14 protein-coding genes are annotated in these 14,613 nt (G+C 47.5%); 2 read left to right on the top strand and 12 right to left on the bottom strand.

Annotation, left to right across the window (positions count from 1 at the left end; all coding sequences use genetic code 11):
• Positions 1 to 7: 7 nt before the first annotated feature.
• Positions 8 to 2,236: a flagellar biosynthesis protein FlhA gene (flhA, locus tag H5336_RS02820; RefSeq protein WP_185231225.1), complete on the bottom strand. Its 2,229-nt coding sequence runs from the start codon at positions 2,234 to 2,236 to the stop codon at positions 8 to 10.
• 344 nt (positions 2,237 to 2,580) lie between these two features.
• Between flhA and H5336_RS02825 the strand changes: the two genes are divergently transcribed.
• Positions 2,581 to 3,771: a transglutaminase-like domain-containing protein gene (locus tag H5336_RS02825; protein WP_185231227.1), complete on the top strand. Its 1,191-nt coding sequence runs from the start codon at positions 2,581 to 2,583 to the stop codon at positions 3,769 to 3,771.
• A 407-nt stretch (positions 3,772 to 4,178) separates the two neighbouring features.
• Here H5336_RS02825 and H5336_RS02830 read toward each other — a convergent pair whose 3' ends face one another.
• Entirely contained in the window at positions 4,179 to 5,672 is a 1,494-nt protein-coding gene (locus H5336_RS02830; protein ID WP_185231230.1) for a DUF3360 family protein, read from the bottom strand.
• 190 nt (positions 5,673 to 5,862) lie between these two features.
• Here H5336_RS02830 and H5336_RS02835 point away from each other — a divergent pair, with 190 nt between their 5' ends.
• Positions 5,863 to 6,750 carry a LysR family transcriptional regulator gene (locus tag H5336_RS02835; RefSeq protein ID WP_185231232.1) on the top strand — a complete coding sequence of 296 codons (888 nt, stop codon included), beginning with the start codon at positions 5,863 to 5,865 and terminating at the stop codon, positions 6,748 to 6,750.
• 98 nt (positions 6,751 to 6,848) lie between these two features.
• Here the strand turns inward: H5336_RS02835 and flhB are convergent, their stop codons facing one another.
• The 10 genes from flhB to H5336_RS02885 form a co-directional block, all read right to left on the bottom strand.
• A complete protein-coding gene (gene flhB, locus H5336_RS02840; RefSeq protein ID WP_185231233.1) occupies positions 6,849 to 7,979 on the bottom strand; it encodes a flagellar biosynthesis protein FlhB in 1,131 nt (376 codons plus the stop codon).
• A 12-nt stretch (positions 7,980 to 7,991) separates the two neighbouring features.
• The gene (gene fliR, locus H5336_RS02845) at positions 7,992 to 8,765 is read right to left on the bottom strand and encodes a flagellar biosynthetic protein FliR (protein ID WP_185231235.1); all 774 of its coding nucleotides are present in this window, start codon (positions 8,763 to 8,765) and stop codon (positions 7,992 to 7,994) included.
• Positions 8,765 to 9,034, bottom strand: coding sequence for a flagellar biosynthesis protein FliQ (gene fliQ / locus H5336_RS02850; RefSeq protein ID WP_185231237.1), 270 nt, complete (start codon positions 9,032 to 9,034; stop codon positions 8,765 to 8,767). Before fliQ ends, fliR begins: the two co-directional genes overlap by 1 nt.
• A gap of 8 nt (positions 9,035 to 9,042) precedes the next feature.
• Entirely contained in the window at positions 9,043 to 9,894 is an 852-nt protein-coding gene (gene fliP / locus H5336_RS02855) for a flagellar type III secretion system pore protein FliP (RefSeq protein ID WP_246439007.1), read from the bottom strand.
• A complete protein-coding gene (gene fliO / locus H5336_RS02860) occupies positions 9,884 to 10,483 on the bottom strand; it encodes a flagellar biosynthetic protein FliO (RefSeq protein WP_185231239.1) in 600 nt (199 codons plus the stop codon). Before fliO ends, fliP begins: the two co-directional genes overlap by 11 nt.
• Positions 10,484 to 10,496: 13 nt before the next feature.
• The gene (gene fliN / locus H5336_RS02865) at positions 10,497 to 10,904 is read right to left on the bottom strand and encodes a flagellar motor switch protein FliN (RefSeq protein WP_185231241.1); all 408 of its coding nucleotides are present in this window, start codon (positions 10,902 to 10,904) and stop codon (positions 10,497 to 10,499) included.
• On the bottom strand, positions 10,897 to 11,895 hold the full coding sequence (gene fliM / locus H5336_RS02870; protein ID WP_185231243.1) for a flagellar motor switch protein FliM: 999 nt from the start codon (positions 11,893 to 11,895) through the stop codon (positions 10,897 to 10,899). The genes fliN and fliM overlap by 8 nt, the downstream gene beginning before the upstream one ends.
• Before the next feature lie 8 nt (positions 11,896 to 11,903).
• Positions 11,904 to 12,440: a flagellar basal body-associated FliL family protein gene (locus H5336_RS02875; RefSeq protein WP_185231245.1), complete on the bottom strand. Its 537-nt coding sequence runs from the start codon at positions 12,438 to 12,440 to the stop codon at positions 11,904 to 11,906.
• A 254-nt stretch (positions 12,441 to 12,694) separates the two neighbouring features.
• Positions 12,695 to 14,170 (bottom strand): flagellar hook-length control protein FliK, encoded by a 1,476-nt coding sequence (locus tag H5336_RS02880; protein ID WP_246439008.1) that lies wholly within the window; start codon positions 14,168 to 14,170, stop codon positions 12,695 to 12,697.
• A gap of 83 nt (positions 14,171 to 14,253) precedes the next feature.
• Positions 14,254 to 14,598 (bottom strand): Hpt domain-containing protein, encoded by a 345-nt coding sequence (locus tag H5336_RS02885; RefSeq protein ID WP_185231247.1) that lies wholly within the window; start codon positions 14,596 to 14,598, stop codon positions 14,254 to 14,256.
• Between the last annotated feature and the right edge of the window lie 15 nt (positions 14,599 to 14,613).

Genomic DNA, 14,613 nt, shown 5'->3' on the forward strand with positions numbered 1-14,613 from the left:
GACCACCTCAGGCGTTAAGCACTTCGCCGCCCACACTGGCTTCTATCGTAATCTGTTTGGTATCGGGTACTTCGTTGTAAGCAAGAACGCGCATATCTGGAATGTTGAACCGAACGAACTGGGCCATCATCGACCGTACCTGCCCCGCTACCAGTAATACCTGCGGTTTTCCACTGGCTTCCTGTTTTTTCGCCGCGGCTACCAACGCATTGTTGATACGTTCAGCCAACTGAGGCTCCAGAAATGCACCATCGTCGGCGCCAGTTTTTTGTGCTTGCTGTACCGACTGTAGCAACAACTGTTCCAGTGCAGGGTCGAGGGTAATCACAGGAAGCTCTGGGTCCGAACCAACAATGCTCTGCACTATTTGACGAGCAACTGAAGCGCGCGCAATGGCAGTGAGTGAAGCGGTATCGAGGTTTTTGTTGCCGTGGGCCGCCAATGCCTCAGCAATGGTGCGCATGTCTCGCACCGCAACCTGCTCACGTAGCAACGTTTGTAAGACTTTGAGTAATTGATTAATGGATATGGTATTGGGAACCAACTCTTCCACCAGTTTTGGCGATTTTTCTGCGAGTAAATCTAACCATTTCTGTACGTCTTCGTGACCGATCAGCTCGTGCGTGTGGTTTTGAATAATCTGGTTTAAGTGGGTGGCCGCTACCGTACTGGCATCGACCACCGTGTAGCCTAGGGTTTGGGCTTTGTCTTTTTGGTTTTCATCAACCCACACGGCATCTAAACCAAAAGCCGGGTCTTTCGTATGAGTGCCCTCCAGCTTGCCAAAAACCTGACCGGGGTTTATGGCCAACGAACGATCGGGATACACCTCGCCCTCACCCACGGCAACACCCATTAGATTAATACGGTAGGCGCTAGGCATTAGATCGAGATTGTCGCGAATATGGACAGCAGGAATCAGAAAACCCAGGTCTTGAGACAGCTTTTTACGTACACCTTTGATGCGCCCAAGTAACTCGCCATTTTGATTTTTATCCACTAATGGAATTAGCCGATAACCTACTTCTAAGCCAATAATATCCACTGGCGTCACGTCATCCCAGCTGACCTCCGCAGGCTCTGCGGGAGGCGTGCCGTCCGGCGAGGGTAGACCTTGCTGTGTAATTGAGGGAGGAATATCGCCCCGCGAGGGAATGGGCCCAGGCGAACCCCGTTGAAACCCCCCCACCTCCACAACCTCAGCCTGCTGTTGCTTAAAATGAATGAAGTAAGCAATTAAACCGCAAACCGCCGCGAGACTTATAAACGACAGGTGGGGCATTCCGGGAATGGAGCCCATAATAAACAGGATGACGGCCGCTACTGCCATCGCTTTGGGCGATGCGAACATTTGCGATAACACCTGACGATTCATATCCTCAGAGCTGTTCACCCGCGTTACCATAATCGCAGTAGCCGTAGACAGTAACAGCGAAGGGATTTGTGCCACTAGGCCATCACCAATGGTAAGCAGTACATATTTTTGTAGCGCATCTTGAAATTCCAACGCGTGCTGCGTCATACCAACAATTAGGCCACCAATAATGTTGATGATGAGAATAAGAATTCCGGCTACCGCATCGCCACGTACAAATTTACTGGCACCGTCCATTGCACCGTAGAAATCGGCCTCTGAAGCCACATCCGTGCGCCGGGTACGGGCTTCCTCCTGATCGATTACGCCCGCATTTAAATCAGCATCTATCGCCATTTGCTTACCGGGCATTGCGTCGAGCGTAAATCGCGCACTTACTTCAGAAACCCGACCAGCACCTTTGGTTACCACCACAAAGTTAATAATGATAAGAATAATGAATACGACTAAACCAACCGCATAGTTACCGCCAATGACCACTTCACCAAAGGATTGGATAACTTTCCCGGCGGCATCACCACCTTCATGCCCCTTCAGCAGCACCACGCGCGTGGACGCCACATTAAGCGCCAAACGCATAAGGGTAGACACCAACAAAATGGTCGGAAAAACAGCAAAGTCTAATGGACGCAGGCTATACACCCCAACCAATAGCACCACAATAGAAAGCGCAATATTAAACGAGAAGAAAACATCTAACAGGAAAGCTGGCAACGGAAGGGTCATCATGCCCAGCAGCATCAACAAAAGAATGGGGACGGACAAATTGCCTCGACCCGCACCACGTATGCCGTCCACCATTCCCTGGCCCGTTACACTTCCGGGGAGAGACTTCAAATGCGAGAAAAAAGGTTCAGCCATTAACCAGTACTACCGCTGTTGTAAGGAGGAAGTGACAATAAAATGTCGCCATCGTGTTTCCTTACTGTCATGGCAAGAAGCGTTCCTCTTTTAAAGCATCATATGGAATAACACCGGCTTAGCTATACCAAAAGCGTGTCAAAAGACCACGGCATTTTCGCAACCTTCACCTGCTCTGGTGTTAGAATGAATAAAAGCCCTAGCTTGCCCCTTGCTTTACCTAAGGTTAAGAGGTTGGTTTTACAAAAGTATCAAGTAAACCGCCGGCTCGTGGTAATAGGAATCAATCGCGTACAGCTCGGAGCATACAGCGTTTATTCACACACATACTCAAGAGGTGAGATATGAATATGGCCAGTTACCTGTATATGGGGGTAATGCTGTCAATTTCTGTCCTCAGCCTGCCCTCTTCAGCCGCACCAATAGAAACGCCAGAAAGCTCCGTGGAGGGATCGGCTCTAGAAACTGTGGGTGTTTTTACTCCCGCCCGCACAACCTTAGATTTATCACTGGTTCCAACCGTTGACGATACCGAGCTACTGAGTATTAACGACGAAGTTAAATCCATTTTGGATCGTGTTATCGCGCCTTTGCATACAAAGCGAGAAAAAGCGGTAGAACTACAACGACTGCTTTTTCAACCCATGTTTTTAGGTATCACCTACGATATCAACGAAACTAAAACAGCACAGCAAACCTTCGACAGTGGCACGGGCAATTGTTTGTCCCATGCTAGCCTGTATCTGGCGGCAGCCCGTCACCTCGGTCTTAGAGCACATTTTCAGTCTGTGGAAGTACCCCGTGAGTGGCTAAATCGCGATGATTTTTATCTAGTACCGGGACACGTCAATGTCGCCGTACTTATACCAGGTAATACCATTACCGTTGAATTCACCAATGCGTATTCTGCCCGCAAAACGCAATTACTGAAAAGCCAGCCATTAACAGATAAACAAGCGCTGGCCGAGTACTACAACAATATCGGCATGCAATACATGGAAGAACGTGAGTACCTTAAAGCTATCGCGTACATGCGCAAGGCTACAGAGACTTACAAAAAAACCTCTTCTGCCTGGTCAAACCTTGGTGTTACCTACAAAATAAATGGGCACTTGGATCTTGCCGAAATCGCCTACGAAAAGGCATTGAAATACGACAAGCGTAATCTATCGGTTATTAACAACATCTATATTCTTTATATACAAACCAATAATATAGAGAAAGCCAATAAGCTGGCAAAACGCGTAGCGCGCTACAGCAAGAAAAACCCCTACTACCTAAGCAAGCTTGCTCAAACCGATATTGCACTGGGTAATTATGACCGCGCCATTATTTCATTAAAAAAAGCTATTCGTATAAAACAGAGCGAACCAAAATTCTATTTAAGCTTGGCCTACGCTTACCACCAGTCGGGTCGATTTGAAAAAAGCATTGACGCTGTTATAAAAGCTCAGGCATATGCCGCCAGCAAAAATGATTTAAATCGATATCAGGCAAAACTGGAGTATCTTAAACGCTATCACGCGGGGCTGTGAAAGATGCTGATTCATCATCAGCATCTCTCGAAGAACCCTTCTAGCCCCTACGCCCTAGTGAGATTTCAAGCTTACAGCTAGGGCACACACTATCGTTTATCCTAACGAGTTCATCACAGCACCCGCAAGGCTTTAACGCCAATGCTTTTCGGTAAGCGATGACTCCTTGAGCCTCTCGTATTACGCCAGTAGGCATCCCAAAAAAATTTCCCAACATCGGCACTGGATCGAGGCTAGGATAACGTTTCAAAAAAACCACGACAATTGTCGCTACAGAAGATGATATTAATAATGCATATTCCATAATAATCTCCTTTTCTAACACTGAGGGGAACGCAAACTTCAGCTAATCAAAAATCTACGCGGTATAAATACTATTGTCCTGCAAATCACATTAGCGGTACCCATTACTTAAGTAGTGCAGGAATACCGGGCAGCATACCCACAACAGCCATGGACAGAGTGCAAATTAAAAACGCACTAAGCGGGATTACTAGACGATCCTGAAAACTCAAACGAGCTTTGCGCTTATGATCACCAATAAGACCGTTATTATCTAACAGCATCGTCAACGACCATCCGAACACAGGGTTAACAACGGCCGATGCAAGAATACAAATACCCGCTGTCTCGGCTCCTAGGGTGTTTTTTACCATTTGAATACCCGCTTCCAACAACGGCATAAATACTCCTACGAGTAACGCAATGCACATGACCGGCTTCCAAACAGTGATATCCATTGGATACCCCGACAACGCCAATAAAATACATAAAACACCGGTAATAATTGCTCCCGCAGGTATGGGCCGTTTGGCTATTGCAGTGGGAATCATGTAAGTTCCCCACGACGATGTAACGTTCCCGCCACCAATAACCGACGCGACCGCTTGCCGAAAGGAACAGGACGTCATGGTATCGTCCACATCCATCAGTACATTTTTGGCCTCTTTGGGATAATTTAATTCCTGAAAAACACGATGACCAAGAAAATCCGGCGACCACATTGCGACCGCTAAAATTGCAAAAGGGGTGACCGCAATAAAATGCCCGACATTGGGCAGCCCCAATTTCCAGCCGGTGTTTTCACCCCACCAATAAAACGGATCTAAACTTGGCATACCGGGTGCAGTGGTAAACTCAAATGATGCCCCGAGTAGAATCGAAATTACCAGTGCCAGCGCGGAGCACAAAGGTATGGACAACCACCGCTTTCCAATTTTGGCCAGCCATGCATATACGACGGTGGTTACGATGAGTACAACAAAAAATACAGCTCCAACACCTTGGTCAAGCGCCCATTGTTTGAATTGCCCAAGCTGTGAAACAACACCCATAGCACCGAGATAAATCAATAACCCACCTGATACACCGCTGGAACTCAAATTAACCAGACGCGAACCACCGCGACTAATACTCAACAGCAAGCCAAATACGGCGATCATAATTCCCAGTGCCAGCGGGTGACCTCCGGAAGCGGCAATAACACCAATAAGCGGTATCATTGGGCCATGGTTACCGGCGAGGTTAGCTCGAGGATTAAAAAACCCAGAAGTTAGAATCACAAACAAAAAAGCCGATACCAGTAATTCAAGGCGTACATTTTCAATGACGAATGCCTGATCTAGACCAAACGCACGCGCATAAGCTGACATCACCGCCGAAAACATCACCGTAATACCAATGGTGCCAGCAATCGCAGGCACAAAATCCTCCCACTCAAAACTAAAATCTCGCCCAGGAAGGTTAAGCTTCCACCGCCTTGGGTTCATGATTACCAGTTCGTGATCGAGGTACTCTGCTCGCGTACGAAAACTGGCTTTAGGTTTTCGTCTTCGCTGATACTCCGAAACCTGAGGCTCATCATCAAATCCATCTGAAGGTCCAATTACCACTTCAGCCATAAAATTTCTCTCCAGACTAACGTCCATTAATGATATAAAAACCGAGCTCTAAGCAATATAATTGACTAAAAGTGAATGCAACCAAGAAAGATAACTAATTCTTTAAACCACCTGTTACCTCATCTAAGATACGGGTATAAATAAATAACACAAACTCGAATTCTCTATTGTTGATATCAGGAAACTTGATGTGAAATTTAGCCTAAGGCAAATGCAAATATTTCAACTCGTCGCCGAACACCGAAGCGTGTCTGTTGCCGCAAAAGAACTACACATGTCTCAATCTGCCGCCAGCATGTCGTTGGCTCAACTGGAATCTATGCTCGGCCATCCATTATTTATCCGACAGGGAAGACGCATGGAGTTAACCAGCTGGGGACAGTGGCTTCGCCCACGCGTACATGAATTGGTAGCCAGTTGTTATGCGATTGATATGGGTATGAGCACTATGGAGGTGATTTGCGGCAGGCTAAACCTTGGCGCGAGCCAAACACCCGCAGAACACTTAGTACCCGCCTTGATCAGTGAGATGGATAATAGTTTCCCACGACTGAATTTAACCCTACAGGTTGAAAACACAGAGCACGTAATTTCAGGACTCTTAGATTACCACTACGATTTAGGTATTATTGAAGGTCATTGCGATGACGATCGAATCGAGAGGGCGGTATGGTGCCAAGATGAACTGGTGATTTTTGCCAGCGCCAACCACCCTTACTCCCAGCAAGCCGAAACGCGTTTGGCTCAACTCGAAATGGCGCAATGGATACTACGAGAGCAAGGCGCCGGCACCCGTGAAATTTTCGACTCTTGCATACATGAGCATATTGCACAGCTACGAGTGCACAGAGAATACGAGTATGTGAACGTAATGCTTGCGATGGTATCCGAGAGCCACTACTTGAGCTGCCTCAGCTATCGTTCAGTAAAACCGTTAGTGGAGAGCCAACAGGTTACAATACTGAATGTGCCGGAGTTGTCCATGAAGCGTGATTTCACCTTTATTTGGCGCAAAAACGAAGATGAAAACCCCAACCGAACCGCTATTCTCAATACCGCGCGGAAAATATCAGAATAAGCCCTTCCCCGCCTAATTCTGCACTATCAATTAATTTGATAGCCGCTATCGCTAAATAAGAGGGCGTGAGTGGAATGATCTCCTAGAGAGCTCAAACGTTAATAATTACTCATATCCTTGGGTATATCGAGGCGCCGAGGGTATTGTGGCCTTTCTCCCTGGCCGTGTCGGAATTCACGTAGCTGGAACACATACGCCAAAACCTGCGCAATGGCCACGTACAGACCAGCAGGAATTTCATCGTCAAGCTCAGTAGTGTGGTATATGGCGCGAGCCAGTACTGGCGCTTCCACAAATTCTATTTTGTGTTCCCGCGCAACTTCCCGAATTTTTATAGCGATATGGTCTATTCCTTTGGCCACCAATATGGGCGTTGCCATTGAATCGGGGTCGTACTTTAACGCAACAGAGAAATGGGTTGGGTTGGTTATTACCACGTCGGCTTCTGGAACCTCTGACATCATTCGCGCCTGCGCCATTTGCTGCTGCATTTGACGTATTTTACTTTTGACCTCGGGCTTGCCTTCGGTATCCTTCATCTCGTCTTTCACGTCTTGGCGAGACATCTTCATTTTTTTGGAGTGATCAAATATCTGGAAGGGAATATCTATCAGGGCTATAAGAATAGTCGCTGAAGATAGGAATACCGCGGCCCATAAGCTTAACGTGACTGAATGCACTATGCCCTGCTCAACGGGCTCATCCGCCAGCCCCAACAAGGAATCCTGCATCACTTTCAACAGTATAAATGCTGCCGCCACTACAACACCCACCTTGCCAATTGATTTAACGAGCTCCACTAGCGATTTGAGCGAGAACATTCGAGCAAGACCCTTGAGAGGGTCCATTCTGTTCAATTTAGGCGCTAATGACTTACTACTGAATAACCACCCCCCCAGCGCAACAGGCCCAGCAATGGCAGCCACCAATACGACGGCGAAAAAAGGCAGAAGCCCCATCAGCGCCTCCATAAATGAATAGCCTAGGTGTTTCAGCATTTGTTGGTCGTCAAATAGAACTTCTCGATCCAATTGAAAATTAAAACGTATGATCGATTTAATTTTTTCTGCGAGAAGAGCACCAAAAACAACAATACCCATTGTGCCGCCCAAGAGTACCGCCGTGGTAGTCAACTCCTTCGAGCGGGGAACCTGGCCTTCTTCGCGCGCTTTCTCTAAGCGTCTCGGCGTCGCCTCTTCCGTTTTTTCTTGTGCACTATCTTCTGCCATTTAAATTGCGCCCTATAGTCGAAGGTTTTCACGTAGCGCTTGAAAACCAAATTCAATGGCACTGTGAAAAAAATCAATGAAATTGGACAACCCAACCCATATCAACAACAGCCCGCACATCAATGTGAAAGGAAAACCCACCGCAAATATATTCAGTTGCGGCGCTGCACGGCTCATAACGCCAAAAGCCATATTCACAAACAACAAGGAAGTCAATACCGGTAGAGCCAACACCAGCGCTGCTGAAAACATCCAGCTTCCCAGGGATACTACTCGCCAAAATACGTCTATCTGTAACAAGTAGCTCCCCGGCGGTAGGGACTGAAAGCTTTTTACCAGCAACCCTATTAACACTAAATGGCCATCGACGGAGACAAACATTAAGGTGACCATCATTAGAAAAAACTGGGAGAGCACCGTTGTTTGGACGCCATTAGTGGGGTCGTTCATAGACGCGAAACCCAGCCCCATTTTCATTGCCATATATTGGCCGGAGAGAACAAACATCTGAAATATAATTTGAAAGGTAAAGCCCGCCACAAGCCCCACCAGAGCCTCTTGCACAATAAAACCAAAACTTGCAAAACTCAAAAGTTCGGTTTTCGGCAGGGGTGGCAATATTGGTACCACCACCACACAGGTCAACACTGCGAGCGCGAGCCGAACACGGGGGCTAACAATACGGGAGCCGACTATCGGCATCACCATAAACATGGCACCAATACGAACAAAGGGTAAAAAATACTGCTGAATAAAGGCCGCTAACTGCGCCTCACTCAAATCCATTAGCCGATAACCTCTGGCACCTGCATCATTAGCCGATTAAATAAATCCATGAGCTTTTGCAGCAACCAGGGACCGGTCATCATGATAGTGGCGAGAGTCACCAATAAACGCGGCAAAAAACTTAACGTTTGCTCGTTAATTTGAGTCGCCGCCTGAAATGTACTCACGATTAAACCTACGGCCAAACTTGGACCAACGATTACCACAACCATCAACATGGTTAGGTAAAACGCCTCACCAAACAATTGCAACGCAATTTCCGGCGTCATAGCGCCTCCTATATACCGAAACTACTGGCCAGTGTGCCGATAATCAGCCCCCAGCCATCGACCAATACAAACAACATGATTTTAAAGGGCAATGAAATAATGAGTGGTGATAACATCATCATACCCATAGCCATAAGCACACTGGCGACAACTATATCGATAACCAAAAAAGGTATAAATACAATAAACCCTATTTGAAAAGCTGTTTTCAGCTCAGAGGTAATAAAAGCCGGCATCAACACACTAAAGGGAATTTCTTCGGCTGTTGCAACCGGCTGAATACTACCAATTTGAAAAAAAAGATCGAGATCCGACTCGCGGGTGTTGGCGAGCATAAAGGCCCGAAACGGTGCTTTTGTATTCTCCAGCGCCTGAGTAGCCGACAATTGTTCATTAACGTAAGGCTGCAGTGCTTTTTCGTTTACTTCTGTTAACACCGGAGACATGATAAAAAACGACAGGAACAGCGAAAGGCCAATTAATATTTGATTTGAGGGAGACTGCTGCAAACCTAAAGCCTGCCGCAGTATGGAAAATACAATGATGATGCGCGTAAAAGACGTCATCATCATCAATATCGCCGGCAAAAATGTCAAGGCCGTCATCAAAAACAGTATTTGTAACGTTACTGTGTATTCCTGACTGCCGTCACTGTTCGTTTTAACCGTTAGAGCGGGCAAGCCTTCGATGGGTTTAAAGCCATTCCCGCCCTGCGCCAACAGTTTGCCCGCCTGCTCAATCCCATTTTCGTCTTGCGCCTGCGCCACCGGCAAGGAAAACAACAACATAAACGCTAAAATAAAAATAGCAGATGGGCGTGCGCTTTTCTTACCAAAGCAATACTGAGAGTTACTCACCATTTGACTTACTCCCAGATCGACCGGGTTCCAGTATTGACTTAAGGTAACGTGCAAACTCTTGACCTTTTTTTAGCTCCGGTTTAAATGTGGATACTTGCTCATCGTTAACGGCGACCGGCGAACCCTCTTGCTGCATAATAGATTGAAGGTAATTCACTCTTCCCGGTGCAACCCCTAATAGTATTTTCTCGCCCTGCACTTCAATAAGCACGGCTTTTTCCCGACCACCCAGCGGCATACTGGCGACAACTTTAATATGCGCCCCACCTTGAAAATTGGCATACCCTAAACGTTTGGCAAACCAGGCGAGTACAAATATCAAGGTCGTAACCACCAGCAAACCAATCACAACTTGACCTATTACATGGCTTGGCGCCAAAACTTTTCGGCTATTCGTTGGCTTCGACAAGTCTGCATTGGGTGCTTGGTTAATCGGTTTCCCTACGGTTTTCGTAGGGGCTTCCTCCGCCGGAGTGTTAGCGAATACCTGTGGTAAGACAAAAACACTGAAGCACATAAACATCACGCCAAAGAAAAACCGCTGTGTTTTCAGCGACCAATCGCGTGTTAAATTAAAAGGTGCCGCCATTTTGTACCCCTTGCTAACGAAGCTTTTTAATGCGTTCGGAAGGACTGATAACATCCGTCATACGAATACCAAATTTTTCGTTAACGACGACCACTTCACCGTGCGCTATTAAAGTGCCATTCACCAAAACGTCTAGAGGTTCACCGGCCAATCGATCAAGCTCTATCACCGAACCTTGATTGAGTTGCAGTAAGTTACGAATGGTAATGGAGGTACGCCCCACTTCCATGGAAATGCTAACAGGAATATCGAGAATAACGTCAAGGTCTGGAGCACCCGCCGGTAGCGAGAGACTCGAAGCGACGGACTCAAATTCATCCAACTCTACGGGTTCTGCTGCACCATCTACCGTATCCTGCTCCTCCATTGCCGCTGCCCACTCATCAGCCATGCCCTCCTGGTCTACATCATCTTCACTCATGACCGTCTCCTTCCTCAGGTTGTTGAGTTTTCGGCCGGTCGATCAGGCCCAATATTTTTAATGCAAGGTTTTCGTTACTCTGCCCCAATAGTGCTTCAAAAACAGGTACGCCATTCGCCGTAGCGATATGCATTTCCGGCATGGTAATCGGTACAATATCGCCTTCTTTTAAATCGACAATATCGCGCAGGCTAATCTCTCGGGTAATAACGTCACACTCTAAGTCTACCCGGGCATGCATAACATCCTGTCGCAGGGCTCGCACCCAACGTTCATCGCGTTCATCGGTATCGGATTGTAATCCCGCGTCGAGTACTTCGCGTATAGGTTCGACCATGGAGTAAGGCATGGTGATATGCAGTTCACCGCCACCACCGTCCAATTCAACATGGAAGGTACTAACCACTACAACTTCACTAGGGCTGACAATATTGGCCATTGAGGGATTAACTTCTGAATTAATATATTCGAAGTCGATTACTTTTACCGCTTTCCAAGCTTCACGCAAATCAACAAAAACCTGCTCTAGTACCATTTGTACTACGCGCAACTCTGTCGGGGTAAATTCTCGACCTTCAATTTTGGCATGACGGCCATCACCACCAAAAAAATTGTCGACCAGTTTAAATACCAGTTTTGCATCAAGAATAACCAACGCCGTTCCGCGCAAGGGACGAAACTTAACCATATTCAAACTGGTTGGAACATAGAGCGTATGAACATATTCACCAAATTTTTGGATCTGTATGCCGCCAACCGATACGTCGGCCGTGCGCCGCAAAAGGTTGAACATGCTAATGCGGGTATACCGCGCGAACCGCTCGTTTATCATTTCCAATGTGGGCATTCGCCCACGGACAATACGATCTTGACTGGTTAAATCGTAGGCACGTATACCACCGACATCCTGGTCTCCATCGGTATCAATATCACCGTCATCAACGCCGTGTAGTAACGCATCAATTTCGTCTTGTGAGAGTAAGTCTTGCACGCTGGCTCCTACTGCATTACAAAATTGGTGTAGAGCACTTGCTCAACACCCGGCTTGCCAATTTCTTCCTGCATAATTTTTTGTAATTCCTGCAGGCATTGTTGGCGTAGTAACTCCTTACCCTCAGCCGTTTGAATTTCTTCGTAAAGCTGGCCGCCAATTAGCATATTGAGTCCATTCCGTATTTTAGGCATATGCAACTCTATAGCTGATATCACATCGTTTTCCCGAATCATAAGGGTGAGTTCTGCCTGGAGGTAACGCTGCCTTCCTTTAACATCAAAATTAACCACCAGGGCAGGTTTTAACGGGTAGTAAATGGCTGGCGATGGCCGTGCGGGAATCGGCTCTGCGTCCTCGCCTTCTGCCTCAACGTTCGCCGAAGGCGGGCTAAAAATTTTGATTGCCGCCAAGGTGCCCCCTACAGAGATTCCAGCAATCACCAAGGCCATTACAATCAGTAAAATAAGCTTCTTTTTACTGCCCGATGGCGGCTTCTCAGCGCCTTCGTCATCTTCATTTTCCGTTGCGTCATCTTCTGCCATGTCAAACTTCCGTCTTATTCAGCCGGTTATAACCACGTGAGCAAGAGATATGCCAAGCTCTTGTCGCACTCCTATGGATAAATGTAGTTGCTGAAAAAGGAATTAGCTGGAAATTACAGGAGAAAATGAGCTCATGGGGGAAACACTGGCCGAAACTAGGGTGGCTGCAGCACACCCTACAAAAAATTAAACGGTATTCAGCGATAGTGATTTAGGCTAGGGAGCTATAGAAAGCCTACAGGAAGCAGGTCGTATCACGCGTAATAGTCAATGCCTGTACTGGCGGTGAAGTGCACCTGATTGACTGTTGATTCAGGGTTTTCTTCAGGTTCTTCATCTGCAGATTGAGCCTGGCCACCCATATCAGCGTGTTGCTGATCATGATCTTTTTGATCGGAGACATCGACATCAACCAGGTGCATACCCTGTTGATCACACAGCTCTCGCAAACGGTTAGCCGTTGCATCTAAGGCTTCGCGAACATTCCCCTGAGCCGAGACAAAACTCACACTGACTTGGTCATTCTGAACGTGCACGCGCACCTGAAGAGGCCCAAGTTCAGGTGGGTCTAGTTGAAGATCCGCGGTTTGAATATTCTGTGCGGCCATCATTGCCGTGCGCTCGGCTACCATGCCCGCCCAATGCGGTTTGCCAAATGTAATATTGACGGGAATTTGTACACGCGAGCTTGTCAGGCTTTGCGATTCCGTTAAAGCAGCCGGACCAAAACCAGCGGCTGCCGTGGGCTTTGCCGCTTCCAGTGACAATTTGGTGTCTGCAAATGCTTCGACAACGGGTTTTAAATCTTGAAGTTGGGCGGACTCTGACTTTAAGGGTCTTCCGAGCAGAGAGTCTAAGGTGACTAACGATGTTTTTGCCTCGGTGTCGACCTTCACTGAAGCTCCATCCGTCAATTGTCCGTCACTTATAAGTGCAGCTTTACTGAAAACATCGGTAGCCGTCAGCGCCGTACGAAGCTGTAGCTCATTGACCTCTGCATCAGGAACTCCCAGCACTTGAGTAAAACCCGGTGGGCGCAGGCCAATTTTATCAAGGCCTCCAGCCTGAATTGCTGCGGGCATAAACCAAGGGATGTCGGCTACCTGCTGGCTTCCAGCCACAGATAATGGGTTACTACCGCGCAACAACGCGTTACCCAAACTGGCCACCGGCTCTAAGGGCGCATACTCCATACCGGCGGCCACACCCACGGCTGGAATTATTTCCTCGAGTTGTAGCGACTGATCATCGGCTAAAACTTCACCCGCCAAAATAGCCGTAACACCAAGGTCATCTCCTACCGACCCAGGCAATCGCAAAGGGTCAACCTCTGCCATCACCGTATCCGTTAACGCTGGCCCGGCTTCCAGCGATGGTTGTACACCGTCATTTACGGTATCCCTCTTCACATGCCCGCCAACTGCTGGAGCTTTGTAATCCTCGTGTATTTCATCCACTGACGGAGGGGGCGATGTCGCTTGAAATTTTGCTTGGTCAACGGTATCCGACTTTAACGGCTTGTCGGTGCTTTTTTGCCGGTCCCGTTGATCGGCCCTAGCTTCGCGCCGATTTTGCTTTACCTCCCTATGAAACTCGTCTTTAAAACTGGATTTAGCTGATGATGACTCCGCCTCACGATTGGCCGATGAATCATAACTTCGCAGATCATTGTGCCGAGGTTCATGGGCGGAAAGCTCAAGGCTACCCATAAGATTGGAAAGATTGTGCATAAGACTGCCCGCCTGCCTGTATAACTTAGTTATACCGTTGGGACAGCAAAGGTTATGCCAGAGAGCTGAAGGCCCCGGCGGGTCTAGAGGAGGCTATTAAGTTTTTGTTTCACGGCGGCAAATTCTTGCTCTATAGCGGAAAAAAGTTGCTCTATGTCTGCGTCGTCTTCCGCTTTTGCTTTCGACTCCAGTTCGCCACAGAGCTTTGCTAAACCATTAGCGCCTATATTGCGGCTACTACCTTTAACGCCATGGGCTTCATGGTTGATCACGCTAAATTCGCGCACGGCTATAGCCTTGCCGGCATTACTTAGGCGCTGCTCACAATCGCTATTATAGGTTTCTACCAATTGCGTAAACTTTTCACCCAGCAGGTCGCGTAAACCCTCTAGCATGTGTAAATCCAGGTCAATTTCTGAACCCGACATTATCCTCTCCAGCAG

This window comes from Teredinibacter franksiae (assembly GCF_014218805.1).
In the GTDB taxonomy this organism is placed as follows: Bacteria; Pseudomonadota; Gammaproteobacteria; order Pseudomonadales; family Cellvibrionaceae; genus Teredinibacter; species Teredinibacter franksiae.

What these genes read in the sequence shown, in the direction of transcription:
- flhA (WP_185231225.1), bottom strand. Translation starts at nt 2,236, where the DNA reads ATGGCTGAACCTTTTTTCTCGCATTTGAAGTCTCTCCCCGGAAGTGTA.
- H5336_RS02825 (WP_185231227.1), top strand. Translation starts at nt 2,581, where the DNA reads ATGAATATGGCCAGTTACCTGTATATGGGGGTAATGCTGTCAATTTCT.
- H5336_RS02830 (WP_185231230.1), bottom strand. Translation starts at nt 5,672, where the DNA reads ATGGCTGAAGTGGTAATTGGACCTTCAGATGGATTTGATGATGAGCCT.
- flhB (WP_185231233.1), bottom strand. Translation starts at nt 7,979, where the DNA reads ATGGCAGAAGATAGTGCACAAGAAAAAACGGAAGAGGCGACGCCGAGA.
- fliR (WP_185231235.1), bottom strand. Translation starts at nt 8,765, where the DNA reads ATGGATTTGAGTGAGGCGCAGTTAGCGGCCTTTATTCAGCAGTATTTT.
- fliQ (WP_185231237.1), bottom strand. Translation starts at nt 9,034, where the DNA reads ATGACGCCGGAAATTGCGTTGCAATTGTTTGGTGAGGCGTTTTACCTA.
- fliP (WP_246439007.1), bottom strand. Translation starts at nt 9,894, where the DNA reads ATGGTGAGTAACTCTCAGTATTGCTTTGGTAAGAAAAGCGCACGCCCA.
- fliO (WP_185231239.1), bottom strand. Translation starts at nt 10,483, where the DNA reads ATGGCGGCACCTTTTAATTTAACACGCGATTGGTCGCTGAAAACACAG.
- fliN (WP_185231241.1), bottom strand. Translation starts at nt 10,904, where the DNA reads ATGAGTGAAGATGATGTAGACCAGGAGGGCATGGCTGATGAGTGGGCA.
- H5336_RS02875 (WP_185231245.1), bottom strand. Translation starts at nt 12,440, where the DNA reads ATGGCAGAAGATGACGCAACGGAAAATGAAGATGACGAAGGCGCTGAG.
- H5336_RS02880 (WP_246439008.1), bottom strand. Translation starts at nt 14,170, where the DNA reads ATGCACAATCTTTCCAATCTTATGGGTAGCCTTGAGCTTTCCGCCCAT.
- H5336_RS02885 (WP_185231247.1), bottom strand. Translation starts at nt 14,598, where the DNA reads ATGTCGGGTTCAGAAATTGACCTGGATTTACACATGCTAGAGGGTTTA.